18 protein-coding genes are annotated in these 25686 nt (G+C 61.0%); 8 read left to right on the top strand and 10 right to left on the bottom strand.

Translation table 11 applies throughout. From position 1 onward, the window contains the following. Nucleotides 1-70: 70 nt before the first annotated feature. From F7R11_RS21645 to F7R11_RS21630, 4 genes are all read right to left on the bottom strand, one after another. The gene (locus F7R11_RS21645; RefSeq protein ID WP_151180561.1) at nucleotides 71-613 is read right to left on the bottom strand and encodes a hypothetical protein; all 543 of its coding nucleotides are present in this window, start codon (nucleotides 611-613) and stop codon (nucleotides 71-73) included. 182 nt (nucleotides 614-795) lie between these two features. Next, a complete protein-coding gene (locus F7R11_RS21640; protein ID WP_064807950.1) occupies nucleotides 796-3096 on the bottom strand; it encodes a M23 family metallopeptidase in 2301 nt (766 codons plus the stop codon). 18 nt (nucleotides 3097-3114) lie between these two features. Further along, the gene (locus F7R11_RS21635; protein ID WP_064807952.1) at nucleotides 3115-5988 is read right to left on the bottom strand and encodes a type VI secretion system Vgr family protein; all 2874 of its coding nucleotides are present in this window, start codon (nucleotides 5986-5988) and stop codon (nucleotides 3115-3117) included. A 171-nt stretch (nucleotides 5989-6159) separates the two neighbouring features. Further along, nucleotides 6160-6900, bottom strand: a complete 741-nt coding sequence (locus F7R11_RS21630; RefSeq protein WP_064807954.1) for a hypothetical protein — start codon at nucleotides 6898-6900, stop codon at nucleotides 6160-6162. 289 nt (nucleotides 6901-7189) lie between these two features. Between F7R11_RS21630 and F7R11_RS21625 the strand changes: the two genes are divergently transcribed. From F7R11_RS21625 to F7R11_RS21590, 8 genes are all read left to right on the top strand, one after another. Beyond that, a complete protein-coding gene (locus F7R11_RS21625) occupies nucleotides 7190-8050 on the top strand; it encodes a M15 family metallopeptidase (RefSeq protein ID WP_064807956.1) in 861 nt (286 codons plus the stop codon). Nucleotides 8051-8086: 36 nt separating this feature from the next. After that, nucleotides 8087-8356, top strand: coding sequence for a PAAR domain-containing protein (locus tag F7R11_RS21620; protein ID WP_021193560.1), 270 nt, complete (start codon nucleotides 8087-8089; stop codon nucleotides 8354-8356). A gap of 7 nt (nucleotides 8357-8363) precedes the next feature. Further along, entirely contained in the window at nucleotides 8364-9851 is a 1488-nt protein-coding gene (locus F7R11_RS21615) for a hypothetical protein (protein ID WP_064807959.1), read from the top strand. A gap of 47 nt (nucleotides 9852-9898) precedes the next feature. Further along, nucleotides 9899-13846: a type VI secretion system membrane subunit TssM gene (gene tssM / locus F7R11_RS21610; protein WP_064807962.1), complete on the top strand. Its 3948-nt coding sequence runs from the start codon at nucleotides 9899-9901 to the stop codon at nucleotides 13844-13846. Continuing rightward, nucleotides 13843-14829: a type VI secretion system-associated protein TagF gene (tagF, locus tag F7R11_RS21605; protein ID WP_021193557.1), complete on the top strand. Its 987-nt coding sequence runs from the start codon at nucleotides 13843-13845 to the stop codon at nucleotides 14827-14829. Before tssM ends, tagF begins: the two co-directional genes overlap by 4 nt. 2 nt (nucleotides 14830-14831) lie before the next feature. Next, nucleotides 14832-15668 (top strand): OmpA family protein, encoded by an 837-nt coding sequence (locus F7R11_RS21600; protein WP_064807964.1) that lies wholly within the window; start codon nucleotides 14832-14834, stop codon nucleotides 15666-15668. Then, entirely contained in the window at nucleotides 15665-16660 is a 996-nt protein-coding gene (locus tag F7R11_RS21595; protein ID WP_151180560.1) for a hypothetical protein, read from the top strand. Before F7R11_RS21600 ends, F7R11_RS21595 begins: the two co-directional genes overlap by 4 nt. Before the next feature lie 126 nt (nucleotides 16661-16786). Then, complete coding sequence (locus tag F7R11_RS21590; protein WP_082932946.1) at nucleotides 16787-18367, top strand: TIGR04222 domain-containing membrane protein; 1581 nt, start codon at nucleotides 16787-16789, stop codon at nucleotides 18365-18367. Nucleotides 18368-18443: 76 nt separating this feature from the next. Here F7R11_RS21590 and tssA read toward each other — a convergent pair whose 3' ends face one another. The 6 genes from tssA to F7R11_RS21555 all read right to left on the bottom strand — a co-directional run bounded on the left by tssA (nucleotide 18444) and on the right by F7R11_RS21555 (nucleotide 25677). Next, a complete protein-coding gene (gene tssA, locus F7R11_RS21585; RefSeq protein ID WP_064807969.1) occupies nucleotides 18444-19517 on the bottom strand; it encodes a type VI secretion system protein TssA in 1074 nt (357 codons plus the stop codon). 34 nt (nucleotides 19518-19551) lie between these two features. Beyond that, nucleotides 19552-19917 carry a hypothetical protein gene (locus F7R11_RS21580; RefSeq protein ID WP_238500887.1) on the bottom strand — a complete coding sequence of 122 codons (366 nt, stop codon included), beginning with the start codon at nucleotides 19915-19917 and terminating at the stop codon, nucleotides 19552-19554. Between the two features lie 212 nt (nucleotides 19918-20129). Further along, nucleotides 20130-20729, bottom strand: a complete 600-nt coding sequence (locus tag F7R11_RS21575) for a hypothetical protein (protein ID WP_064807972.1) — start codon at nucleotides 20727-20729, stop codon at nucleotides 20130-20132. Nucleotides 20730-20940: 211 nt separating this feature from the next. After that, nucleotides 20941-21831 carry a DUF6708 domain-containing protein gene (locus tag F7R11_RS27350; RefSeq protein ID WP_064807974.1) on the bottom strand — a complete coding sequence of 297 codons (891 nt, stop codon included), beginning with the start codon at nucleotides 21829-21831 and terminating at the stop codon, nucleotides 20941-20943. Nucleotides 21832-21901: 70 nt separating this feature from the next. Next, nucleotides 21902-23029, bottom strand: a complete 1128-nt coding sequence (locus F7R11_RS21560; RefSeq protein WP_064807976.1) for a DUF6708 domain-containing protein — start codon at nucleotides 23027-23029, stop codon at nucleotides 21902-21904. Between the two features lie 11 nt (nucleotides 23030-23040). After that, nucleotides 23041-25677: a T6SS effector BTH_I2691 family protein gene (locus tag F7R11_RS21555; protein WP_064807978.1), complete on the bottom strand. Its 2637-nt coding sequence runs from the start codon at nucleotides 25675-25677 to the stop codon at nucleotides 23041-23043. Nucleotides 25678-25686: the final 9 nt, after the last annotated feature.

Raw genomic sequence — 25686 nt, 5'->3', positions numbered from 1 at the left:
CAACTGAGCCGAAGCAAGATTGGACATCTTGGTTGCTAGAACCTCCAACACCTCTTCACGGAAAATGAAATTAATCCGAAAATCGGATAGTTGACAAAGATTTTATAATCTCACCCATAGCACCAACTGGGATCGCCAATGGCTGCTCCGAGTTCTCAGCAGCCCCCATCAGAACATTATCACCGCTCAAAGCGCAGAATCGCAAAGAAGATAATTCCTTACGACTCTTCGACGCCTTATATCCGATTAAAAATCCAACCCAACCCGCTCCAGATATCTCCGCGAACACATAACTCTCGCCTTTTTTGAGAATTGGCCTTGGAATCCATTTCCCATCTTTCAGATCTGCTGGGCAACGCAAATCGTTACTCTCGCGCACATCGCTTAAAGCTGAGCTAACCTCTGCCCCCTCGATCGTTTTCCGCCCCAAGGTCTGTGCTGAAAAATTCTCAGCGCTTTCACACATCATCCCCAGCCACTTTTCTTGACGAGACCCTTTCTTCTCAAAACTCCATGACGCACCAAAATTCGTCTCTGCCTGCCGCAAATGCGCCTCTCCCCCCTCCTTCGATCCGGAGTAATAAACAACCAGATCCGGGTCATTGAAGGTCATGCGTTGGCTAGGGAGAAGATCAACGGAAAACCGACACTTCCCCAAGTCCACGGCAAATTTGCTTGGGCCAATCACTGTCGCAACTTCCCCTGGAGCGTTTCCCACTGTCACCAATGACTGACCTAGGCACGGTGCTTGAAAGATGAGCCCAGCGATCGCCAGAACCCACGCGTTCGCATAGCTCATTCCATCTCCCTCCGTTCAAAGCCTTGAGGTATATCACGCGTAACACCATCCGTGTGCTCGAATGCCGGTGTATCCAATAACACGACTTGCGCGTTTGCGAATGCCTGGAAGCGGGCCTGAACCCCCCAAATAGACGAGTACGAACTTGATGGTGACCCCGTATTCACCGTTCCGGCGACACTTCCGAATGCTTGATTTTCGTAGTAATACTTGACCCCTTGTCCGGTGTTAACCTGGCGCCTTGTGTTTTGTGGTTGAAGGATAAAGGCATCAGCCGACTTTGATGCGGATGACCACGCCCAATAAACACCTGCGCTGTTCGCCGCATCAAAAGCCTCAGCGACAGCGTTTCTCTTATCTATGACTTCTTGAGGGATGTGTGTGTTTGCATCACTCAGGGAGTTTGTTGGATCCGTCATCAACTTATGTCCATTAACAAGCGGCCGATTGTTGTTGGCGGTTGTAGTAGCCACATCTAACACCGACTTGACTTGAGCAGACACCGGCTCACCTTTAAAGCTCCAGTATTTGCAATAATTGGTGGCGTGAGTTAATTGCAGAAAACCGCGGCCATCCCATGGCTTATACCAATAAGGACTCCCCTCATGAAACTTTAAAAACCATTGGGTTTCCTGAGTTGCGTTTCCAAAAAAGCATGCCTTCCGGACGGTAGTTCCGATGCCGTACTTGTTCAATGCCTTATTCAGCGCCAGTCTTCTCGATGCGGCTCCGGGCGTGCTTCCCAACAACGTTGCCGCACCGGATAAATGAACCGGCTCCCACACCCACGCTGCCCCGGCCTTTCTCAAAGAATTCATTGGAAGTAGCTGCAGCAATTCTGATTTGTGGAGCCAACTGCATCTTCTGAAATGGGAAATAAATTCCAGTGGGTGGAAGTGCCACACTGAGCGATCCAGTCCACCAGTTTTTTCCCAGAACGCTAACTTCTGGACATGCGCCTCGAACGGCTGCCAACTCTCCTCGGACTCTAGGGGTTCACCTTGCTGCCTGAGCTTCGCATACCGGGCCCCAAGATCCGAAGCATCCCATTCACTGGGGTGCTTGACAACGAGATGCCGAAGCTTCTGTTGGCCAACATCGCTCGGGTCATTCAGTAGTTGCAACGCACGTTGATCGTCAACGAACGCATCCGTCGGGCTTGCAAGTTCGCCTTCTTCAAATTTTTCCCATCCTCGCCAGTATGGGAAATCCGCATCGGAAAGCTTGACGACATTGGCTTGCGCTAGATCCACGTAACCGACGGCAGCGTCGCTGTAACGCACAAGTTGCCAGTTCTGGTTGGTGGTGGTCGTCTCGCCAGAGAGTATTCGACCGAAGCGCAGCCACTCGAATCCGGCACTCGGGCGATCTGGATACAGGGTCGTAGCCAGTCTGAAAAGCTCATACTCATAGTTGGCCTGCTCGACAGCCGGACCGACTTGCTGACACACCCCGCCTTGCATTGAGTATGTCGTCGCAATCCGTCTCCCCCTGTCTAAGCGTACGGTCACAAAGAGCTGATCACTGTTTGCACCGGCTTGACCAACGTCCAACGGGAAATCGTGCGGCGCGTAGTCATACGGTGCGCTGAAGACGATGCGATGCGGCGGGCTTGCATTCGGATGCCGGTCAGTGAACGTCGTGCTTGCCGGAATAACGAAGTGCGCATCGCCATAGAAATCGACACTGGCGGTTTGGTTGGTTGCGGTGGAACTGTCTTTCCAGAACCTGCCCAGATGCTCCTCCGTGGTAAAGACCTCAAAGTGCAGCCGCCGATCGGTTTGCCCATACTGCAACCCCGGATAGCCCAGAATGTCCTTGCGGTACACGCGAGCCTGCTTACGTTCAGCCGGCGAGGAGACCGGTGGCGATTTGGCGTCCGGTCCAATCGCTGCCGCCTGCTGAAAAAGCGACGGCAAACTGGATACTTGATCAGTTGTCAGCGCATCACGGCTCGCAAGATGCATATACAGCGAATAGAACACAACAGGCGTGTTCTCACCGCTCTCAGTCTCGTGCTTGATCAGGACAAAGCTAGTGTCGTACAGCTGGCCTTGGTACTGCTCACTGGCTGCGGCCTGCCGATACGCGACGATCGTTCCGTCAGCAATGGCCCGAATCGGGGTGGCGTTCGTCGCCTCCAAATGCAAACCACCGTGCCACACCTTGTATTGCCTAATCGTGTTCGCCGGATACTGCCCGGCAGGACTTGTTGCGCGCGCCAGCATACGAGCCAGCAACGTTTCCTCGGTATCGTTCGCCTGCGGCGTTTCCAGAATGGGGTAGCTGATCAGCATGAAAGCTAGGCAAGAAAATCAGGAGAACGGGAACGCGCCCTTGAGGTTAAACGGAGACTGCGGGAAGTTCGGCAGGCTGTAACTCGTGCCCTGCGGCCCCTGAAACTGCCGCTGCGCCGCCTTATACGTAATCGGCCCAGCACACTCGACCGTAATGTTCCCGCCTTCAATCGTGATCGACGCCCCGCCCGCCGTGGCAATGCGAATGCGCTTGGCCGCCGCAAAATCCACGTTCATGTTGGCCGACACCAGCTTCAGGTCTTGCTTGGCCATCAGTTTGAGCACGTCGTGCTGGGCCTGCACGTCGATGTTGTCTTGCCCCGCGGTGATCTGCAGCCCGATGTTGTTGTCCCCTGCCTTGGACAAACCCGCTGCTACACCGATGGCGTGACCCGCGTGCAGGCGCGCCTGTTTGCCGATGGCGAGATTGGTGTCCTGGCCGCTGCCAAGGGCGATGCTTTCGCCGTTGGAGAACTGCAAGTCTTGGCCCGCCACCATCACCAGGCCAGCACGGCCGGCAAGGTGCGCCATGGCCTCACCTTGGTGCGGCACCTTGCCTTGCGTGGCGGTGTTGCCGGCGCTGGCGTCTTGCTTGGCGGCATCCAGCGCCTTGCCGTCGACCATGCCGGCAGCAGCCTTGGCCTGCTTGCCGAGCGGCGCGTCGTCGTCTTTGGCGGTGGCAAGTGCAGCGGTCTGGTGTGTCACAGCGCCCTGCCCCAATGATGCGGTCAGTGACTTGGCTTGCTTGATCAACGCGATGCCTGCTGCGTTGTCACCCGTGGGCAGGGCTTTGCCGTTGCTGGCATCGCGGTACGTGGTAAGCAATAGGCCCGCCTGACCGCGCACGGCGGCGTGCCCATCGGTACGCAACTCAAAGCCCTGGCCGCGGAAGCTGCCGCGCCGGTTGTCTTGTTGATGAACGAGGTGGCCGAGGTTGAGCTGGCTATGCTGCTGCGTGGTGCCAAGCTGTGTGCGCAGCTGACCGTCGCTGTCGTCAAAGACGAGCTGGTTGTAACCGCTGCCACCATGTTCTGCGCTCTTGAAGCCGGTGTGTGCGGCAGCGTTGCGGTGGCCCTCGGCTTCTGTACCCATGCCGTGCCACGCGGGGCTGTGACCACCGGCAACGTTGCCCTGCGCACTGGTGGCGCTGTCGCTGCCTTGCTTGTAGAGCGCGGCGCCGTCGCTCTGGCCAGAGGCACCCTGCCCGCCCGGCGTGGGCGCGATACCGGCTTCACCTTGCCCGTTGTACAGCGCACCAATCACGACTGGTTGGTCGATGTCGTCTTCGCTGAACTTGACGAGCACTTCCTGGCCGATGCGCGGCAGCCACTGCCAGCCCATGCCCGAGCCTGCCTGGCGCTGTGCCACACGCACCCAGCGAGTGCTGCGGTCATCAGCGCGCTCGCCTTGTTGCCAGGGGAAGCGGACGCGGATTTCACCGGCGGGGGTGGTGTGGTGTTCGCCATCGCCACCGGCTTGCGTCTGACCGTCGGGGCCGACCACGATGGCGCTGTGCACGCCTTGTGCCGTGGGTGGTGAGTACAAACGGCCGGTGTCAGGTTCCGTCACGGCCGGACGCCAGGGGCGGCGGGCATCGCCGGCGCGGAATAGGCCGACATAGCCATGCTTGCGCGCTGCGGCCAGCAGCTCGCCGGTGGGCGTCAAACGTTCGACGGGCGCGTCCGCCTCTTGGAAACCGAAGACACCCGGGCCGGATTCCGGCGCATCAGGTGGCGTATCAAACAACAGTGAAGCGTCCACCCCACCCAACCGCTGGCCCAGCGCGAGGTGCGTGTCGGCCGTCAGGTTGTTGATGCCGCAGTGCTCCACCAGATCCATCAGCAGCGGATACGGTGCGCTGGCGTCGGCATTGGGGTCCGAATTTACGTTGTTCGGCAGATGCGGGCAGTCGCGCAACTGCAAGCGCGTGCCGCTGCGCAGCGTGCGCACCGTGCCACGGCCGGAGAACAGCAGCGCGCGCGCCTCCAGGCTTTCCATGACTTGTTCGGCAACGCGCTGTGCGTTGGCGGCATCGGGCGCCAGCGATGGGCTGATCGACAGATACGCGTCGGGGCTGCCCGATACGGCACCAGCGCGTGCCGGCGCATGACCACGCACGCTGCTCTTGCCTTCCGGGTCCCACGCGGCCACGGCCACGCCGCCTACGGTCGTGCGGCTGTGGCAGGCGAGTTGCTGGATGGCGTCGCTTTCTTCCTGGCTGTGCGCGCGGTGGTAACGAATGCCGCCATCAGCAGCCGATTCCGTGTCTTCCGCCAACTGGGTGCTGTCGGCAAAGATCACCAGCGTATGACCGCCATGCGCCTGCTCGTCTTCGACCGTGGTGAAGCCGAGCCCGGCCTCTGCCAGCAGACGTGTGACGAAGTGGTAGTCGGTCTCGCGAAACTGCGCGATGTGGCTGCGCGTGCCGAAGTCGTTCATGCGCGCCTCGGCGCCGGCGGCATAGCGCCACGATGCATACGGTGCGTACGGGTTCAGCACCTGCTCAAAGATGTCCGCCAGCGGCCGGTTCTGGAACACCTGGCTGTGGCGCTGCTGCGTCGCCAGCCAGAACCAGGGCACGACGGTCAGGCGGTAGCGCGTCAGGCTGCCGTCTGCACCACGCTTCTCAGCCAGGCGGATGAGCCCGGTGCGCTTGGCTTGCGTGCCATTGGCCAAGGTTGTGACCAACGTCACGCGTTGGCCGAGCAGCGATTTGAGCGCAATGCGCGCGTTGGCGCTGACCGCCACCACGCGCCACTCGAACAAATCGGAGAGCGCCTCGCGGCCGAGCCACGCTTCCACCGCCAGGTCTGCCAGCGGGCCTTCGCCTTCCAGGGCATACAAACGATGCGCCGGCGCAAAGAGGTTCTGGAGAAGGGTCGTTACGTCCATTCGCTGTCCGATACTGCAACGACGGGCGCATCACGTAAGAACGATGACGTGAAGCCGGCGCGCATGCATTGTGTGGGCGGCGCATTGTCTCGCAATGCGCCAGCCGCCTGATTAACGCCCGGCAACACAAACATCGCCTGGCGATTGCCCTTCCGGACATCCACCGAGCGGCTATTTCCCCTTGTAATTGGGTTGATTGGCTGGTTGATTGGCGTTTTGCGGTGCAAGCAATGCCGCCAGCAAATCGGCATCCGGATCATCCGCCGCCAATCCGCCTTTACGGTTCTTGGCTTTTGTCGTGGCTTGCGGTTTTGCCTTTGTAACTTGTGCAACCTTGACCGGCGTATTGGTGGATTTTGCAACCAGCTTGGCGGTTTCCGCCTTGGCTTGCGGCGTATCACCCGATTTGGCCGTCACGGCTTGCTGCGCCGTGGTCGAGGTATGGGCATCCTTTGCAGGAGCATCGGCAGTTGCCTTGGCGGTTTGCTCATCCTTGCCCAGCTTGTCGAGCGTGTGCTCGTCATTGGGGGCCACGTTGACGATGGTGGCCGCGGGAGCTACGGCACTCTCACTGGCAGCCGCTGCAGGCGTGGCCGCCGTAGCCTGTGCGGGCTCGGCTGCGGCCTGCTGTGCGGCTGCAGGGGTGGCAGGCGTCGCGTGTTCGGCCACTTGCGGTGCACTCTGATCGCCCGACGGGTTCAGCACCACCCAGGCACCGACGCCCGCCACCAGCACCGCGATGACCGCAGCGATGCCATAGCGACGCCCCGAACGCTTGGGCGGCTTGCCACCCGCCCCGACCCTGCCTTCCAGGCTCGCGAGGATGCGTGTATGACCAGCCTCATCAGTTTCAGACTGGGAATTGAAGAGCGTCGGAGGCCCTTCTTTTTTCAAATCGCCGTTATTACTCATCACGGGTCCAGAATTGAAATAGAATGCGCGGCGAGCGTATGCGGTTCAAAAACAACGTCCGAGCATCAGGTACAACAAAACATGCCGATTCCGGTTGTGGCTGCTGATTCTAAGTCTGGCCTAGCTGAAAGACAAATGCTTAGGAAAGACACGCTCTTTCTTTATCGTTTGTTAATAAAACGGGGCCTAAAATCGGCTGAATTTTTATCGTTTCATAATATTTTCAACTCCTGAATACAGATATAAATCAGGCTGAATTGATGTAAACGCCTACGCTCCGCAGGTCGGTATGGTTTTCGTTGTTCTCGCTCTCTACTTCGTCGCCATGGTGGTGGTGGCTGCCGTGTTGCTGTTGCCGTCGGTTCGGCAACGCTGCGCTGCGGTTGTGCGCGCGCAGTGGCAGCGCCTGAGCACCGGTGCGGCCGTGGTTGGTGCGCGCTCGGCGGGCTCGTTGCGCGGGTCGGTGGACAGCGCAGCGTCGAATGCGTCTGCGTTCAAGCGGTTCGTGGCGCGCCGGAAACTGTTGCTGCTGGGGGCTATGGGTGTGCTGTCGGTGCCACCCATTGTGGCGCTGGCGCTGCGCGAGCAGCAGTCGTTCGAGTTTGACGATGACCAGGTGCGTGAGCCGGACCCGCACATCTCTGCGCTGCTCAATGGTGAACGGCTGATCCCGCCGCCGCCGTTGCCGCCCGAGGTGTTCACCACGCGCGAGGTCGAGCTGATCCGCCCGGCCATCCGCGATGCGAGCCGTGACTGGAACCTGCTCGACGCCGATTTCCGCCAGCGTCTGCTGCTCGTCTACAAGATCATGCGCGACGAACACGGTTACGAGATGGCGCTGCTCGAAGGCTTCCGCAGCCCCGATCGGCAAGCCAAGCTGGCGGCGATGGGCAGCAACGTCACACAGGCTGGGGCGTATCAGAGCTACCACCAGTACGGCCTGGCAGCAGACAGCGCGTTCTTCCGCGAGGGCAAGCTGGTGATCAGTGAGAAAGACCCGTGGGCGATGCGCGGCTACGAGTTGTATGGGCAAACGGCGGAGTCGGTTGGCCTCGTGTGGGGCGGCCGCTGGAAGATGATGGACCTGGGCCATGTGGAGCTGCGTCGCAAGGGCGTACTCGGCAAGCGTCCCGACGCGCCAGGCCAATGACGAATCGATGAATCGAACACATACGGGGAGCATGCAATGACACGTCCCTTCATCCTGCTGGGTGACAAGACGGACCACGGCGGTGTGGTGATCAGCGCGTCGGGCAACACGTCCACGGGCGGCAAGGGCATCGCCTGTGTGGGCGACAAGGTCACCTGCCCCAAGCAAGGCCATGGCGGCACCACCGTCATCGTCACCGGAGACCCGAACGTCATCATCGACGGCAAGCAGGCCGCGCGCCACGGCGACAAGACCGCCTGCGGCGCCACGCTCCTGTCGAGCCAAGGCAACACGGGCAGCATCTGAGAACGACATGGCTGCACGACTCTTCCGGTCCGGGTTGACGCTGCTGGCAGCGTTCGTGGTGGTGTGGATTGCCGTCATCGTGTGGTGGCAGTCCACCAACCGCATGCCGAGCACCGCCGACATCGTCACCTACCTGTTCCTGCTGCCGCTGGGCATGGTGATTGGCTATTGGGTCATCAAGCGCGCGCTGGACGGCATCCGCTCCAACGTGGCGGCCGGGCGTGAGCTCTCGGCCGCAGCACCCGCTGCTGCCGCCAAGAGCGATGGCACACCGGCCGACCCGCAAGATGCAACGCGCCACTGGCGTGCCGTACTGCTGGCCAGTGCATTGCGCGCGCCGGGCGGCAGCGATGCGGCATCGCTGGTGGACGCCGTGCAGGCCAGCACCCAGCCAGGCCTGACGGATGTACAAGGCTTTGGCCAACCGATCTTTGCAGCACCCGTGGATGGCCTCGACATCGAAGACCTGCGCACCGAGCTGACGGAGCGCCACCCAGACGTGGACTGGCTGGACGAACAGCTGCGCGCGTTGACGCTTGCTGGGCAGGTTGCCGAAGAACTTGCGGCCCATGCCGTCGCGCAACAGCCAGAACCCGCCGGCCCGGATGCCACGCGGCTCGTCATCACCGCCCTGCTGCCGCGCGAATGGACACCGCAACAACAGGCCATCGCAGATGCCTGGCTGCGCCAGCGCATCAGCGTGATCTGGCCAACGAATCACCTCACCCTTGAGCCGATCACCGCCAAGGGTGATGCCGATGCCTTGCTGCTGCTTGATCGCGCCACGCAGGCCGTCAACCGCACAAGCGACGAGCGCGTGCTGCGCATGCTGGTGGTGGCCGACTCGCTGGTCGGCCCCAGTGCAGTGGAGCAACTGACGCAACAGGAGCAGTTGTTCGAGGCCAACCGCCAGCATGGCCGCGTGCCGGGCGAAGCCGCCGCTGGCGTGTTGCTCTGCGCGCCGGCCCTTGCTGCTGCTCCGGCAACGCCGTCTGTTGACGGCACGGGTGACGACACGCCACCGGCCGCCATCACAATCACCCGCGCCAGCGTGGCCCGCCTGGAGGCGCCGACGCCCGATCGCGGCCAGCCGCAACTGGAAGCCCTTAACGGCGCAGTACGTCACGTGCTGGAGACCCTTGCTGCCGCTGCCGCGCCTGCCGAAGCCAACAGCAAGACGCCACCTGCCGATGCGAAGCCGGCCGCTACCGATGCGGAACCGCTCGTCGCCAGCGTCGTCACCGACACCGGCATGCACCCCGTGCGCACCGTGGAGGTCGCACGCATCGTCTCTGAACGCTTTCCCACGCTGGACGTGGCCGCCGATCTGCTGCCCCTGGGCACACCGTGCGGTTACGTCGGCGCGGCGGGTGCCCTGCTGCCTGTCGTGGTGGCGCACCAGTTGAGCCAGCAAAGCGGCAAGCCGGTGCTGGCCATCACCGCCAACGACATCCAGCAGCGCGGCGCCATTGCGGTGGTGCCGCGCCTGACCTGACCCCGAATCCCGAATCCGACTTTGTCCGCTCGCGAGCCGAAGGCAACATGCAACGCTTCCTAAACTTCCTGACCAACTCACGCACGCTGTCGGTTCTCGGCGTGATCGTGCTCACCATCTTTCTGCTGCTGATCGCGCAGACCTTCGAGATTGGCCTGGTCTGGGCCGGCATCGCGCTGGGTGTGCTGCTGGCGCTGTGGCTGGTGGCCTACCTCTGGAAGCGCTGGCGCGCGCGTCAGGCCAGCAAGAAGCTGGAAGGCGTGCTGGAGCAGGCCGCCACGCCCGACAAGGCCGCCACGCCCGACAAGCGCGAGGAAGTTGAAGCCCTGCGCGTGCGCTTGGCTGAAGCCGTCAAGACCATCAAGCGCTCCAAGCTCGGCCAACTGTCGGGAGACGCCGCGCTGTATGAGCTGCCGTGGTACATCGTGATCGGCAACCCGGCGGCGGGCAAAAGCACGGCGGTGCTGAATTCGGGCTTGCAGTTTCCGTTTGCCGACAAGGGCGGCGCAGTCATTCAGGGCATCGGCGGTACGCGTAACTGCGACTGGTTCTTCACCACCGAAGGCATCTTGCTCGATACCGCCGGCCGCTACTCGGTGCACGAAGAAGACCGCCGCGAATGGCTCGGCTTCCTGGATCTGCTCAAACGCTATCGCCCGAAGGCCCCCATCAACGGGATCGTGGTGACGGTGAGCGTGTCGGAACTCACGCAAAACCGCCCCGAGTTCGCCATCAACCTGGCCAAGAACCTGCGCCAACGCGTGCAAGAGCTGACGGAGCGCCTGGAAGTGTTCGCCCCGGTGTACGTGATGTTCACCAAGGCCGACCTGATCACCGGCTTTACCGAATTCTTTGGCGACAGCGAGAAACAGGAGCGCGACCGCGTCTGGGGCTCTTCCCTGCCCTTCGAGCCGGATGCCAAGCCCGATGTGGCGGCCATGTTCGACCAGCGCTTTGACGAGCTGTGCGACGGCCTGAAGGAGATCAGCGTGGCGCAGATCGCGCTGCATCAGAAGAACAAGCTTTCGCCGGGGCTGCTGAGCTTCCCGCTGGAGTTCGCGTCGATCAAGCCGACGCTGCGCTCGTTCCTGGTCACGCTGTTTGATGAGAACCCGTTCCAGTACAAGCCGGTGTTCCGCGGCTTCTACTTCACCAGCGCACTGCAGGAAGGTGCGACCAACAGCGCGTCGGCCGAGCGCATTGCTCGCCGGTTTGGCCTGTCGACCGATGGCGCTGCGCGCAGCCGCGAGGTGTTCTCCAAGAACGGCTTCTTCCTGCGCGACCTGTTCTCCAAGGTGATCTTTGCGGACCGCCAGACGGTGCGCCAGTTTGCGAGCCCCGCCAAGACGCGCCTGCGCATCGCCACCTTCTTCGGGCTGGTGCTGGCGCTGGGCCTGATGCTGGGCGGCTGGACGTGGTCCTACATGGGCAACCGCACGCTCACGGCCAACGTGCAGGCCGATCTCGACAAGATCGTGAAGATGCAGCAGAACCGCGTCGACCTGCAGGCCCGCCTGGAAGCGCTCGACATGCTGCAAGACCGCATCGAGCAGCTCGACCGCTATCGCAACGACCACCCGCTCGCGCTGTCGCTGGGCCTGTACCAGGGCGACACGCTGCAGCACAAGCTGCTGGATGAGTACTACAACGGCCTGCGCCAGGTCATGCTCAAGCCGGTGGGCGGCGCCATCGAAACCTTCCTGGCCGAAGTCAACGCCCACCCGGATCAACTCGCGCCGATGGTGCGCCCGCCGGAAACCGGTGCGGTGATGACCTCGTCTGTGACGACGGCAACTGCCACAGTGGGTGGTGCGTCGGGTGCTGCCGCCAACGCGCCGGCCGCGCCAAACCAAGCCACCGCTTCGACCGGTGCCAAGCGCTACACCGATGCCTCCCCCACCAACGTGGAAGACGGCTACAACGCGCTCAAGACCTACCTGATGCTGTCGGACAAGCGCCATGTGGAAATTGCGCACCTGACCGACCAGGTCACGCGCTTCTGGCGCGGCTGGCTGGAAGACAACCGGGGCAACATGCCGCGCGAGCAGATGATCCGCTCGGCGGAACGCAACCTGTCGTTCTTCCTCGCGCACGTCAACGACGACAACTGGCCGATGCTGGAGGGCAACCTCTCGCTGGTCGACCAGACGCGGGAAAACCTGCGCCGCGTGGTGCGCGGCATGCCGGCCCGCGAACGCGCTTACGCCGAGATCAAGGCGCGCGCCTCCACGCGCTACGCCCCGATGACGGTCGCCCGCATCGTCGGTGAAACCGGCGCGGGTGTGGTGGCCGGCAGCTACGCCGTGCCCGGCACCTTCACCAAGGAAGCGTGGCTCGGCTATGTGCAGCCCGCCATCCGTGAAGCCGCCAACAAGGAGCTGCAGACCAAGGACTGGGTGCTCAACGTGGCGGCACGGGATGACCTGACGCTGGAAGGCAGCCCCGAGCAGATCCAGAAAGCGCTGGTCACGATGTACAAGACCGAGTACGCCCGCGAGTGGCAGCGCTTCATGCAGGGCGTGGCCATTCAGGATTTCACCGGCTTCGACCAGGCCGTCACCGGCATGAACCTGCTGGGCGACCCGACCAACTCGCCGATCCGCAAGGTGCTCGACACCGCCTACGACCAGACTTCGTGGGACAACCCGTCGATGCTCAATGCGGGGCTGAAGCAGGCCAAGACCGGCGTGCTGGGCTGGTTCAAGCAGCTCTTCGCACGCCAGACGCCGTCGCAGGTGAACATCAATGTCGACACGGGCAACATCGCCGATGCCGGCGCGATCCCGATGGGGCCTGTGGGCAAGGAATTCTCTGGCCTGGCCCGCGTGGTGATGGTGCGTGACGACAAGTCGCTGCTGCGTGGCTACATGGATTCGCTGTCCAAGGTGCGCACGCGCTTCAACCTCATCAAGAACCAGGGCGACCCAGGCCCGGGTGCGCGCCAACTCATGCAGCAGACGCTGGACGGCAGCGGCTCCGAGCTGGCCGACACACTCAAGTACGTGGACGAACAGATGCTGACCGGCATGACCGACAGCGAGCGCGCAACGCTGCGCCCGCTGCTGGTGCGTCCGCTGCTGCAGTCGTATGCGGTGGTGATCCGCCCGGCCACGGCAGAAATCAATAAGGTGTGGAACGCGCAGGTCTACCAGACGTTTGCCACCACGCTGGCTGACAAGTACCCGTTCTCGGCCAACGCCAAGATCGAAGCCAGCGCAGCCGAAATCGGCCAGGTGTTCGGCCCGGATGGCTCGATTGCCAAGTTCGCCAGCACGACCATCGGCCCGCTGTCGGTGCGCCGTGGCGACATGCTTGCCGCCCGCACGTGGGGTGACCTGGGGCTGTCGTTCGTGCCCGAGTTCACGACTGGCTTTACACGCTGGATCGCGCCGCTCACGGGCGGCGCAGCGGGTGGCGGTGCCGGAGGTGCAGCCGCTGCCGCCCCGCAGACGGTGTTCCAGATCCTGCCGGTGCCATCGCAAGGCGCCACCGAATACACGATCGAGATTGACGGCCAGCAACTGCGCTATCGCAACACGCCGCCGCAGTGGGCCAACTTCGTGTGGCCGAACCCGCAAGGCACGCCTGGGGCGAAGGTCACGGCCACCACGTTTGACGGCCGCACGGTGGAACTGCTCAACGAGCCGGGCCGCTTTGGCCTGGAGCGCCTGATAGCCACCGCGCAGCGCAAGCGTCGCCCGGATGGCGCCTTTGATCTGTCGTGGACCAAGGACGGCCTGACGGTTGCCATCAGCCTGCGCATCATCAGCAGCCCGCAGACCGGCGGCACAACGGCTTCCGACTCGCCGCAAGGCCAGGGCCTGCGCGGCCTGCGCCTGCCGACGTCGATTGCCGACATGAACGCACCGCTCAACACCTCCACCCCACCCGCCCCGGCTGGCTCGCCACCGGCGGGCCGCACACCGGCCCCTGCTCAGACGCAGGCCGCAACCCGGTCCGCCGTGACGGAAGAGCAAGGGGGGACGGCACAATGAGCCTGACGCAGTTGCAGCTTTCGTACTTCGGCAAGCTTCCATCGCGCGGCGACTTTGTCAAAAGCGCCAACAACGTCCAGTTGCTCGACACGCTCGACCGCTGGCTGGCACAAGGCATGGAGCTGTTGGCCGAGGCGCCGGACTGGAAGACCACCTACGACACGTGGAAGCCGGTGCAATTCGCCTTTCTGGGCTCGCAAAGCCGGTTGGCGATTGCCGGCACGCTGATGGCCAGCAGCGACTTGTCTTCGCGCCGCTTTCCGTTTCTGACGGCGGCGGCGATGGAGGTGGACCGCCCCATCAGCTTCATCGCGCGCAGCCCGATCGCACTGGCCCGCCTGTGGACGCGGGCCGGCCAGCAGATGATCTCGCTCGGCCAGGCCTCGGATGCCACCGAGGGCCTGCGCCTGCTGGCCGAGGGGCAGCACAGCGTGGAAACCGATAACGGCACGCAGGCCTACGACGCCAGCTTTTCGGATTTCATCGACTTCCAGACCGTCTCAGGGCTTGAGCAGATGCTGCGCGCCGAGGGCCACAACATCCGCCTGCGCCGCACGCTGCTCGCACTTGGCACGCTGCTGCAGCCGGTCATGTCGAATGGCTCATCGCGCCTGGAGAAAGGGCTCACCCTGCCCCTGCCAGCCGATCCGCTGTACCGCAGTCTGGTGGCCAGCTTCTGGCTGGAACTGGTGTCACGCTTCCTGCAGCGTGCGGACTTCGAGCTCTCGCTGTTCCTGGGCGAGATCAACGGCGCCGAGCGCCTGGTCATCGGCTTCAACGGCGCATCGTCGCGCACGCTGCACAGCGTGATGTCGCCGCTGGCGTATGCCGAGCAGAACATCAACATCGACGATCCGGAATGGGTCGACCAGCACGTGAGCGGAGAGTACGGCTTGGCCAAGTTCGTGAGTTACCTGGATCAACCGCAGCTCTCGCTGCGCGTGGCGGTCGACACCTTCCGCGAAGTCTTCATCGGAGAATGAACATGGGTCTGGATGCAATCAAGCGCGGCTTCCGGCCAGCAGCGATTCTGGTGGCGTGTCTCGCCGCGCTGCCCGGCTTCGCCTTTGCTGCCCCGGGCGACCAGCCGCCGGCTGCCGCAACGGTCACGGCGGCCACGCCGACCCCGGGTCAGGTCGTCGCCGGTGGCACGGTGCCTGACGAGGCCACCAAGGCCACCGTGCTGGCCAAGCTGCGCGAGCTGTATGGCAGCGCCAACGTGCTGGACCAGATCGAGGTGGGCAACGTGGTATCGCCGCCCAACTGGTCGGCCAACGTGCAGAAGATCCTGTCGCCGGCCATCAAGCAGGTCAACCGCGGTCAACTCAACATCGATGGCACGCAGGTCTCGCTGCATGGTGATGTGGGCAACGAGGCGCAGCGCCAGCAGATCACCAGCGACATGGCCACCACGCTGGGCCAGAGCTACACCATCAAGAACGGCCTGCGCGTGGCGGCGGTGTCCGAACAGGGCCTGCTGGACAAGACGCTGGCCAACCGCATCATCGAGTTTGAAACCGGCAGCGCCACGCTCACGCCCAAGGGCCGTGCGATTCTGGATGAGATGTACACCGTGCTGCCGCGCCTGAACGGCCGCAAGATCGAGATCGTCGGCCACACCGACAACTCGGGCAGCCGCGCAATGAACCTCAACCTGAGCCAGGCGCGTGCAGAGACGGTGAAGAACTACCTGATTGCCAAGGGTGCCGAGCAAGGCACGTTGACGGCGATTGGTGTGGGGCCGGATCAACCCGTGGCGGCGAACAACACGGATGAAGGGCGGTCGCGCAATCGGCGGATTGAGTTTCGGGCGAGTCAGTGACGCAGCAGGATGCGCGCCGGCGGGCACGGTTGCGTGAACCGTCGCCTGCCGCCCCACGACAGCCGGCTGGCGAAAGGCGTGCCGCCCCCCAGATCCGGCTTGAATACTGCGACCCCGCAGCGAGGCTACCCGAGCGCATCACGCAATTTTCACCATTGAAGGAGCGCATCTGGTGGCTTTGGTGTCATCTGGTATGGGCTTGGCAGCAGCTTGAGCACTGGCTTGCCAGTCGACGGCAGGGTGCGCCTGTCGCGATCGTCAGCGGCATCATTCGCTCCGTACAGGTGGATAACGCGGCATTCAATGCCTATGAGGCGATGGGATGGACCGTCGCTTCCGATGCACGGAATGCGCATGACTACACCGACGACGATATCTCGCGAGAGACCTACTACCGCGTGACGCCTGTCGTCATCACGCTGACGGACGATCGGGTCATCCACTTCTGTGAATACCAAGTCACGGGCCGCTCGGTTTCGTCCAATGCGCCCTATTTTGCGGGCCTTAACGGCATGCGCGTGCTTGCTGCCGGCTGGTGGGACAACGATGTGTTCTCGGCGTGGGGCCTGCGTTTATCAGGTCGTCGCGAGCCGCAGACTGTCTATGTCGCGAAGCGCCCACGCAACTTGCCCGAGCCGCTGGAGGCGGTACTGTCAAACAGGAGGCCGGGCTTTAGCGAGGCGATCGGCCTTCTCGGCTATTCCGGCATCCTGATGGTCGTGGTCATGCTGATTTTGGCAGGAGGTGAGTTCGGTTTCGCAGAGGCCATCTCCATCACGGGGATCATGATGGGGCTCTTCAGCCTGGCGCCGATGGTGCTCCTGGTGATCTCCCAGACGCTCATGCGCCTGATGGCGGGCCCCCTACGCCCCATCCCGGAAATGATGGCCGCCGGGGAATACGGCAACCGCCACCTGCGCTTGCGAAGCTTTGACTTCGGCCGCTGCGAGCGCGACGTGTACCGCGCGCTGGAACAGCAGAAACAGGACTAGTCTGGCGCCCGTCAGCCCGCGCGGTCCGGCAGCGAATCATCCAAACCCACCAACAATGGGTGAAGAAACGCCCGGACCGCCAAGGAGCGCAACCAAGGCGCACCCACTGCGATTGATCAGCCACCGATGACATTGGCCCCTCTCTCCACCTCCCCCGATCCCGCATCCGCGCCCCAGGCGACCCTGACCAATGCGGAGCGCGATGCCTGCCTGCTTCGGCTGAGCCAGTATTCGCTCGATGCGCCTGATGCGCCGATGCCGTTCAGCCGCCGCCTGGCAGAAGCCGAAGGGTGGTCGACGCTGTTCACGCTGACCGTCATCGAAGAGTACAAGCGCTTCGCCTATCTGGCAGTGCATGCCGGGCACCCGGTCACGCCATCAGAGGCGATCGATGCCGCATGGCATCTGCACCTGCAGTATTCAAAAGACTATTGGACGGTGTTCTGCGCGGACGTGCTGCGCGCTCCGCTCCACCATGCGCCGGGCATCGGTGCGCCGGACGAAGAGGACACCTACGCGCGCCACTATCAGCAAACGCTCGACAGCTACCGGAGTACGTTCGGCGTTGAACCGCCTCCCGATGTTTGGCCAACACCGCCCGAGCACGTTCAGGAGGACAACGCGCCGGAGCAGGATGGCCGCGCCTGGCGTCCATTCAACATGGCCGCGCCGCCAAGCGTGTCGATCGTTCGCCGGATCCCGCCGCTCGTGTGGCTCGCGATCGGTGTCGCCCTCATCGCCATCACCACGCATGCGGCGCCGGATATCGGCGTGCTGAACTATCCGGGGCCGCTTTTTCTCGCGTTCTATCTGGGCGTGTGCGTGATCGCGTGTCTGTCGATCCGGGGCCTGCACCGGTTCACGTACTCGCGTTGCCCGCGGGGAGTAGCGCTTGTCAGCGTACCGCACGCACTTACGCCGGACGAGGCCGCACTCATTGCAGGCGACGCTTCGCGAATGGCGCAGGTCGCAACGCTGGCGCTACTCGACGCGAGTGCGATCCGCATTGCCTATCCATCGAAGAAAGGCCGTGACCGCAAGACCTACGTGGTCGCAAACACGGAGCAAGCGCCCGAGCGCCACATGAGCGCGTGGAGATGGCTGACCCAGCAGAAACAGCACCGCTCGCCATGGCCGAGCTTTCGGGACCAGCTCATCAGTGAAGCCTCCGACATGACCGCGCGGCTGCAAGGTCAGGGATGGATGTGGACGTCTGGCTCCATGCGCGCAACGACGCTGGCAGCGTGGGCGATTCTGCTGCTGGTACTCGGGCTCGGTGTGGCGAAAGTCTTTGTCGGCCTGACCCGGGATCGTCCGGTGATGTGGCTGCTGATCGAAATGGCGTCGTTCGGATTCGCGTACTGGTGGTTGACCGCACGACTGGTCGGTGTCGGTAGCGCCGGGCCGACTGCTGCAGCCGACGCTGCGCTCGATGTATACCGTCAACGCGGCCAGCAGGGCTCCGATGCCAGTTGGTCGAAGACTGATCTGCTGTGGATGACGGCGTTGGCCGGCACTAGCGTGCTGGTCGGTACGGCCTGGGCCGACCACAGATTGGTGATGGGTGGGCCAGTAGCGCCAATCGGTTCCGGTGGCTCGGGAAGCGACACGTCGAGCAGTTGCAGCTCTAGCAGCGGTAGCTCGAGTAGCTGCAGCTCTAGCAGTTGCGGATCGAGTGGGTGCGGCGGTTGTTCGAGCAGCTCATAGGCCCCTCGATCGACACGCCACCGCCTCAGACCCCACGCCAAGCTCCACGCCAGGCTGGGGCGATACCAACCAACGATCAGCTCGCGTTGTCAGGCGACGGATCGCCCAAACCCAGCAGCTCTTCAATCTGCGACAACGTCGCATCATCCTTGACCACCGTACGAAGCCAGGCATGCAGCGGCATGTCGCCCCACTTGGCGGCACGTGCGGCCAGATAGGCCACCGGGCTGTGCGGCTCGGTCTGACGGAAGAACTCCGCCACTTCACGCAATTGATCCAGTGCTTGCGCGCGCGAGCGGATCGGGCCCACCACAGTTGCAACAACCGCTTCCGTTGCTGCCGGCCCGGCAGCTTGCTGGGTTGCCTTGGCTTCCACCGGAGCCGGCTTGGGCTCGGGCTTGCCACCGAAGCGCTCGACCAGCGCACGCACCGTCTGCAACGTCTCACGCGCAGCGCGGAAGCTCGGGGCATGGTCCCCAGCACGCCCATCGAGCACGGATTGCAGCCGCAGCAACGCTGCCCCGCAACCCACCACATCGTCATGCAGCGTCTTGTAGAACGCCGGTGACGTAGCACGCTTGGCGGCCTCGAACTGCTCCTGCGTGACCTTGCCGCGAGACAGTTCATCGGCCTGATCCGGATCGCGGCGGATCGCCTCAACCAAGCTGGTTGCCACTTCCCAATCGACGAGGTTGTAGCCACCCTTGGAGGCATCCACCAGCGGCACTTCGCGGATCAACTGGCTTGAGCGTGCGGCCAGCCACGCCATGCTGCCCGTGCGGGCTTCAGGGTCGTCCGCCTCGGGCAGCGGATAGATGTGTTCCCAATACTGTTCACACAGGCCCGAGATCAGCTCATAGCCCTCGCGCAGGCCAGAGAAGCCGCGCTCTTTCGACAGGGCCTCGGTCAGCCACGCGAGCAGGCGCAAATCCTTCGTGCGGTTCTGCAGCAGCGACGTGCCCTCGGTGATCACGGCGCGCCAGTCGGCCTCCTTGATCTCGGTCACCCACTCGCCCTGGTCGAGCGACGGGTCATCAAAGCGGCGCGCCTCCTGGATGCTGTCGAACTCGGCAGAGAAGAGCATATCTTCGCCGCAAGGTTGAGCGCCTGGCAGCGGGGCGAGCAGTTGTTCAAACGGAAGAGAAGCCATGGTCAGAAGCGAAGAGGCAAATGCGGGAGAACGGTCAGGGCTTGGTGACGCGGCAATCGGTCAGGGCAAGCGTCAGGCCAACGAACTGCCGGTTCAGGCAATCCAGCGTGATGTCCTTGCTGGGCTTGTACGCCGAAAGTTTGTTGTCCGGAAACACAGCTTTCAACGCGTCGCGCTGGTCATCTTGAAACGGCGCGCCGACCTTGAGGTCTTCAGTGACGGCCAGCGTGTTCAAACTGTCGTCGGACAGCGGGTACACCTGCCCCTTGAACTCAAGGCGATGGCCGTCGTACTTCCTGGCAGCGCTGGGCGCGTCCTTGAAGTACTCGGTGAGGACTTGCCGGTATGAAACCTGAAGCGGCGCGTCGTCACCTGCCAATGCCGGGCTGGCGATCAGCACTGCAAGGATCGGGGCAACTGCAACGCGAAGCAGTGGGGCCATGTTGGTGCGTTTGAAAATAGGGCAATCCTCGCTTGGCTGCGATGGGATTCGACGGTGGTGATGCTACGCAGGGCGGGTGGATTTGGGGGGATTGTTTCTAAATCTTCATGTGGCGACTGTGCGGCGCCCGAAGCGCTCGATGCCAGTTACGACCACCCCGGGACGCTGATCTATTGGTCATACACACCGAGCACAGAAGTCCCCATCCAACTCCTTTTCAGCGAGAGCAAAGCGGGCTTGCCGTCGTCGGCGCGAGTCCCGTGTCCGCTCGTGCCGCTCCAGCTGAAGAAAAGGGTTTCCCCTTTTAACGAACCCTCCAGAACTTCGTACTGAACCTCGGTGCGGCTGATGCTGCGAGGGCCGCCTGGAACAATGAACGTGCTGATGCGTTTTGCCTTCACAATCGCCCCCTCACCGTATGAAGCGTTGTACAGGTTCATGAGAGTGCCGCCACCGAAGGTGACGACGACAAGCCCGGCCGCAAACAGAATCGCGTTCATTCCGTCCGTCGCTCTATCGAACTCCTTCGCAAAATCTACGTCATCGATCCGACTGGCAATGATCGTCTGCAACGTTACGCACAGCATCACGGCAGCGAAGACCATCGGGTAGCGCAGCCACCACCATCGCGCACTTTGCATGCCACCCAATGGGTAAGGGTCGGCAAACCCAAAGACAATCAACAAGAGAGCCGCCACAACGATCAGCAAGGTGAGAACCGCGCCGATGAAAACGATCTCGCTGGGTGGGCTGTCTGTAGCTTCAGGCATCGTGATTCATGTGGAAGCAGTTGCACTCGCTTGGCGCAGCTGCTCAGGCTCAAATCCTGCCAACCTCTCCACCTCGGCGACGCTCAAAGCAGGACCACCCGCAGCAGCAATCACGTCCGTCGGAAACAGCATCGACTGACGACTATTGACCGGCTTGCGCAGTGTTTCGCCGGGCAGTATGGGTGGGCCACCGTCAAGCGCCATTCGCCGCTTATCCGCGATTCGCCAGCTTTCCGACCTCGTGATCGCTCACTGCTGTTCCGCCTGCTGCTGCGATGAGCTCTGGCGAGAATGCCGGCACCTTGCCAACACCCGAGCGGCGCAACCTCTCCCCCGGTTGAATCGGTGCGCCGCCTTCTTCCATGTAGCGACGGATATGCTCGTAGAGCCGCCAGAGCACGGCGTCTTCCCACCAGCCTGCGTAGCCGATGTTCACGATTTCCTTGCATAGATTTGGCTTGCTCGGCTCACCCCAGAGCAGGGTCAGGAAATACGTTTGTCTCGCAGCTGCTCCAGTGAACTGGGTCATCTTGTAGCTGCGTGCCTTGACGTCATCCCATGAGTACGTACGTGGCTCAGCGACACGCTGCACTTTCCAGAACCGTAAGAAGATGAATGGTTGAAGTTGAATGAAGCTGACTTGCCTCGTTTTCCTATTGAAGAGCACTGGCAAGTCACGTGGCGAGAAGAATACGATCTTGAAACAAGCCGCGGCCGCGAGAAACGCAATGACCGAAGCGAAAAACATCAGCGCAGACGTTCCTATGAGCATGGGCTCATGCGGATCCCATATCGCAACCCCTGCATACACAAACATGACCATGAAAACCGTCATGCTTACCAAGAACAATGTTCCAAAAATAGTCTTGCCCTCTGATCCTAGCGGGGACCCGATTTCGATGGCGTCTGGATAGACGTTCAATAGTGATTCGCAAGTACTTGCAACCAAATGCACCGGCTGATTCTTATTGTCAGGAGCAAGGCGCCACGGCTTTCGTTGAGCCTGCAACGTGCGCTTCTTTGCATTTGGAAATTCGAAATATGGCTCGGGCTGATTCCACTCCGGTAGCAGCACACGAAAATCAGGATTGCCCTGAGACATCTTGGGAAACCTCACGGTATACCAACCAAAGTGCGAGCGGAAGTCGCCGCGCCTTCACGCGTGACGAGATCTACGCAGCCTCGGACACTGCCTCGCTCAGAGCGTCCTTCGTTCCCCAGTGCCGCAAGAACTCGATATTATCCTCTGGGGACAATCGGCCCTGCGCTCGATACACAATCGCGGTCATGACGGCGCCGGTTTGCACAGGGCGGTCTTCTGGCTCACCAAGGCCGGAGTCACTCTCCCACTCCTTAGGGAATCGCGGCCATACGCATGTCACTTGGCTCATCATGTGGCACGTAGCCTCCATGAAGCCGGGCTTTTGCTCCAAAACATACTGACGCCAACTGGGTTTGCCGCAATAAGTCGTGTATTCCTGCGGCAGATAGCGAGGGACGTGCATGTAATTTGAGGGGGCGTTCGATGGAATCTGATCGACTGTGGGCCCTTCCTCCATGTAGCGGCGAATGTATTCCCACATGCCGGCCGCTTGCAGATCCCTGAACAACAGCGTTGGGCCAACAAAGATCGCATCCTCATTGGAATCGCCCCCAGCCTGATCAGACGACGGGTGATATAGCGCAATCGCCTGGACCGTTTCCTTATCCCCCCGCCGAACACCCTCAGGCTTCAGCAATGCGACGACTTTTTCCCAATCAATAACAACGTTGCCACCGCAATATTTCGGTCGCAATACGTATATTTTTCTCTTCGATCGGTTAAACCGAATGCGGCCACGCGCCAGCGTGAAGAATGCTGTGCGCATTCCACCGACAAAGAACCACAGGTACAGCAAGAATCCACAACCAATGGCCAATGGAAAGAACAGAAGCCACCCCATCCACAAGAGGACCTTATCCCCCTCCCCCAAAGAGGTTTTCACAAAAAAGAAAATGACTCCATCTGATATTAGTGGATAAATAGCGAAACCAAACCACCACCATATCATTAACAACGCGGGAATCACGACAAAGAAATTCCCAATGCCTGCCCGCCATTGCAGGTCCCACCCTGGGTTGCAAATTTCCAAGTACGCATCATTTTGTGCGAAAACACATCGCCCTGGGAGACTTACGCCCTCCGCATCGCTAGGCTCGTCAACACGCCATTGGCGCTGCCCTTCAACATTGAGGTACTTGCGACCTTCCTCAGAAGAGCGATTTCTTTTTCGCGCGTAAGCGTTCTCACGTACAAACATTTTTTGTCCACCTAAATTCCAGACTGCGCATTCGCCAATTTCTGAAGCGTGTCGCCCATATTACCGTGTATTGGTTTTTTTCCTTTCCGACTCAAGCTCAATGGGTTGTCGCGCAGCCAAGTAATCCAATCATCCTCCTTGAGGATTAGGACTGCGATAACGGCTGCGGCGGTAAGAACTGCCCCAATCAACCCCAAAACTGCAGCCATGGCTATCAGCGCGCTATTCCCAATTGAAAAAACGGCAACGCCAGTACCAATGACTGTAAAAACGGTGCCAGCCACACTTGTAATCTGGGCTGCCATCAGAGTGTAACTCCCTCTCTTCCCGGAAGTCCAAGCATCAAACACGTCCAGCCCTGCAGAGATTAACGCTGCTGGCCCCAGAAATTTGAACGCCGTCATTCGCAACGCTTTGAGCTGAAAAGCTTGCAATCCCTCGAATGTTTCTTTCATTCCAGGAGCTGAGAAGAGGTTGTGGGCTTTTATTCCATTGAAGATAGTCTCTTCATACGCTTTAGCCTTCCAATCCGATAAGCTTCCGATACCTTGCAATATATTACCAACCAACTCTATCGCGGTTCGGGCGTCCATTTTCGTCTGGAACTGGGAACCCTTGATGATCGCGAAACTCACATCCAACAAACCCGCAAGCGCGGCGGCGCGTGCGTTCGGCGCAGCTTTAAACACATCGGCCTTGCTTGCGCCCCGGGAAAGACCTCGTTCTACGTTACGAACACGGTCGCGGTTCGCTTGCGCTAGGGTTCCTGCGTACTGAGCCGCTGTCCGGCCGAGGGTGGTTACACCAAGCGACACAATGAATCTCGTCAGCTTAGCCTCCACTTGTGGGACAGGAAGACCTTTAACGGTCTCCATCATTTTCACACTCATGAGCGACGCAATATGCAATGGCCAGGCGAGCTTGCGGAATTTAGCGCTCTCGCTGATACGTGGAAACGTTTCCATGAAGCCCAGTGCCTTGTCACCCAAAGAAGCCCGTGCAGCAAATGGCTTCAGCTTGTCCGTGATCGCGTCAGCAAGACTTGTGGTTGGCTCTGCATTTGGAAGAACTTGCGCGGAAGGTGATTCCTGCGTCTGCGCCTTCATCTGCTGGCGATAAGGCGCATTGTTGAAAGACAGCGTTTTACCTAGCACGTTGTCGTCCCATAAATCTACTTTCGCAAGCCATGCTTTGCCCGCCTTGTTGGCCTCCGTACCGCTCATGCAGTGCGCCAACTCCAAACTCAAATCTGCACCGCCTCCTGACTGGTTGACCTGGGCATCTTTTGCGCTGTATAGCGCTATCGCGCGCTTAAGCGAAGCCGAATCAAGCCACGCAACCTGATCGCGCCCCAACATCTCCTGCAGATTTTGCGTGGCTTCGTACTTCTCACCTTGTTTTTCAACAATCGTTGCGGCAGATACCGAATCAAACAGTTCTTTGAACTCTGCATCGCCGGCTGCAGCTGCTCGGTCTCGCTCAGCCTGCTGATTGCGGGCAATCGCGGCGTCTCGACGGGCTTCCTCTCTGGCGCGCGTCGCGGCATCTCGATAAGCGATCGGGGCAGGGCGTCGCATCTTGTTCCAAGTATCAATGTGCTCGCTCGCCCTTTTTATTGCCCCTTTTTTTACAAGGTCGCGCAATCCTTGCGCACCGATGGCAGTTTGGTACACCCATTCGTTACTGACGCTTTTATCGAATCCCGGGGAGCTCTCCGCCTGCCACGCTGTATAGACCGTCTGCGCCTCCCCCTGAAGATGCCCCAACTCTTGAGTGATGCCCATAGCATCTTCACACGCGACTACCGCTCCTTGGTTCTGCTGCAGAAACGCGGCCATTTGCTTCAGACGGATTCCATGGGCCTTCTCATAGGTCGGACCGATTCGCGTGACTGTAGAGGTTTCATCGAAACCTGAGGCGTAGCCATCCAGAGTCATTAGCGGAGTGGAGACCTCCTCTTGGTAATCGCCCCACCCGCGTTCCTGCGGCGTACTCCCCATCAGGCCATACAGCAAAGGATCCAACGCATCTCTCAACCTGGAATTCGCCAACGCCGCAAACTCAGCAACCTGCCCGTTTAGCAGCCCCGGCTGCGTTGTGTTCGGCTGACTCGTGTTGCCATTAGCCCAGCCGGCCACGTCGAACGATTTCATGTACTTGGCGGGATCAGCTGCAATCACGCTTTTGAAATGCTCATAGTCGATCGGATCTGGGTTGAACAGATACCAGAGCTTTTTGACTTTTTTTGCATCTCTGATCCAGACCATGCTGTTGTTCGCTTGTCGAGAATCACGTGCGCAAGCGATCTTCGGCGCCGTCTTTCCCGGCAAAAACACATCGAACTCTTTCAGATACCCTTGCGGGTGCACAACATAGCCCTTCCATTCGTCCTCGGTACAGATGAGAGGGCCTCGATCAACGTGCACGTACAAATAGCCAGCCCGCAACATACGTACGTTATAGAGCGCTGTGCCTATAGCAACACCGCCAGGCTTAGCTTGTAGTTGTCCAGTGGGGCTCAGTTGCTTCAGCAGCACCATGTTCGCTTCCTGAGCACTGTAAGCAACTGCATATCGCGTGAACAAGATAGGCAGCCCCTTGCGATCGCAGTCACTGCAAGGTGTTGCACAGACTTTTTCAGCTGTCATGGAAATGCG

It is taken from the genome of Ralstonia insidiosa (assembly GCF_008801405.1).
GTDB classification, from domain to species: Bacteria; Pseudomonadota; Gammaproteobacteria; order Burkholderiales; family Burkholderiaceae; genus Ralstonia; species Ralstonia insidiosa.
The sequence above is the reverse complement of the archived record's forward strand: the minus strand, read 5'-3'. Positions and strand labels throughout refer to the sequence as shown.

What these genes read in the sequence shown, in the direction of transcription:
- F7R11_RS21645 (WP_151180561.1), bottom strand. Translation starts at nt 613, where the DNA reads ATGACCTTCAATGACCCGGATCTGGTTGTTTATTACTCCGGATCGAAG.
- F7R11_RS21640 (WP_064807950.1), bottom strand. Translation starts at nt 3,096, where the DNA reads ATGCTGATCAGCTACCCCATTCTGGAAACGCCGCAGGCGAACGATACC.
- F7R11_RS21635 (WP_064807952.1), bottom strand. Translation starts at nt 5,988, where the DNA reads ATGGACGTAACGACCCTTCTCCAGAACCTCTTTGCGCCGGCGCATCGT.
- F7R11_RS21630 (WP_064807954.1), bottom strand. Translation starts at nt 6,900, where the DNA reads ATGAGTAATAACGGCGATTTGAAAAAAGAAGGGCCTCCGACGCTCTTC.
- F7R11_RS21625 (WP_064807956.1), top strand. Translation starts at nt 7,190, where the DNA reads ATGGTTTTCGTTGTTCTCGCTCTCTACTTCGTCGCCATGGTGGTGGTG.
- F7R11_RS21620 (WP_021193560.1), top strand. Translation starts at nt 8,087, where the DNA reads ATGACACGTCCCTTCATCCTGCTGGGTGACAAGACGGACCACGGCGGT.
- F7R11_RS21615 (WP_064807959.1), top strand. Translation starts at nt 8,364, where the DNA reads ATGGCTGCACGACTCTTCCGGTCCGGGTTGACGCTGCTGGCAGCGTTC.
- tssM (WP_064807962.1), top strand. Translation starts at nt 9,899, where the DNA reads ATGCAACGCTTCCTAAACTTCCTGACCAACTCACGCACGCTGTCGGTT.
- tagF (WP_021193557.1), top strand. Translation starts at nt 13,843, where the DNA reads ATGAGCCTGACGCAGTTGCAGCTTTCGTACTTCGGCAAGCTTCCATCG.
- F7R11_RS21600 (WP_064807964.1), top strand. Translation starts at nt 14,832, where the DNA reads ATGGGTCTGGATGCAATCAAGCGCGGCTTCCGGCCAGCAGCGATTCTG.
- F7R11_RS21590 (WP_082932946.1), top strand. Translation starts at nt 16,787, where the DNA reads ATGACATTGGCCCCTCTCTCCACCTCCCCCGATCCCGCATCCGCGCCC.
- tssA (WP_064807969.1), bottom strand. Translation starts at nt 19,517, where the DNA reads ATGGCTTCTCTTCCGTTTGAACAACTGCTCGCCCCGCTGCCAGGCGCT.
- F7R11_RS21575 (WP_064807972.1), bottom strand. Translation starts at nt 20,729, where the DNA reads ATGCCTGAAGCTACAGACAGCCCACCCAGCGAGATCGTTTTCATCGGC.
- F7R11_RS27350 (WP_064807974.1), bottom strand. Translation starts at nt 21,831, where the DNA reads ATGTCTCAGGGCAATCCTGATTTTCGTGTGCTGCTACCGGAGTGGAAT.
- F7R11_RS21560 (WP_064807976.1), bottom strand. Translation starts at nt 23,029, where the DNA reads ATGTTTGTACGTGAGAACGCTTACGCGCGAAAAAGAAATCGCTCTTCT.
- F7R11_RS21555 (WP_064807978.1), bottom strand. Translation starts at nt 25,677, where the DNA reads ATGACAGCTGAAAAAGTCTGTGCAACACCTTGCAGTGACTGCGATCGC.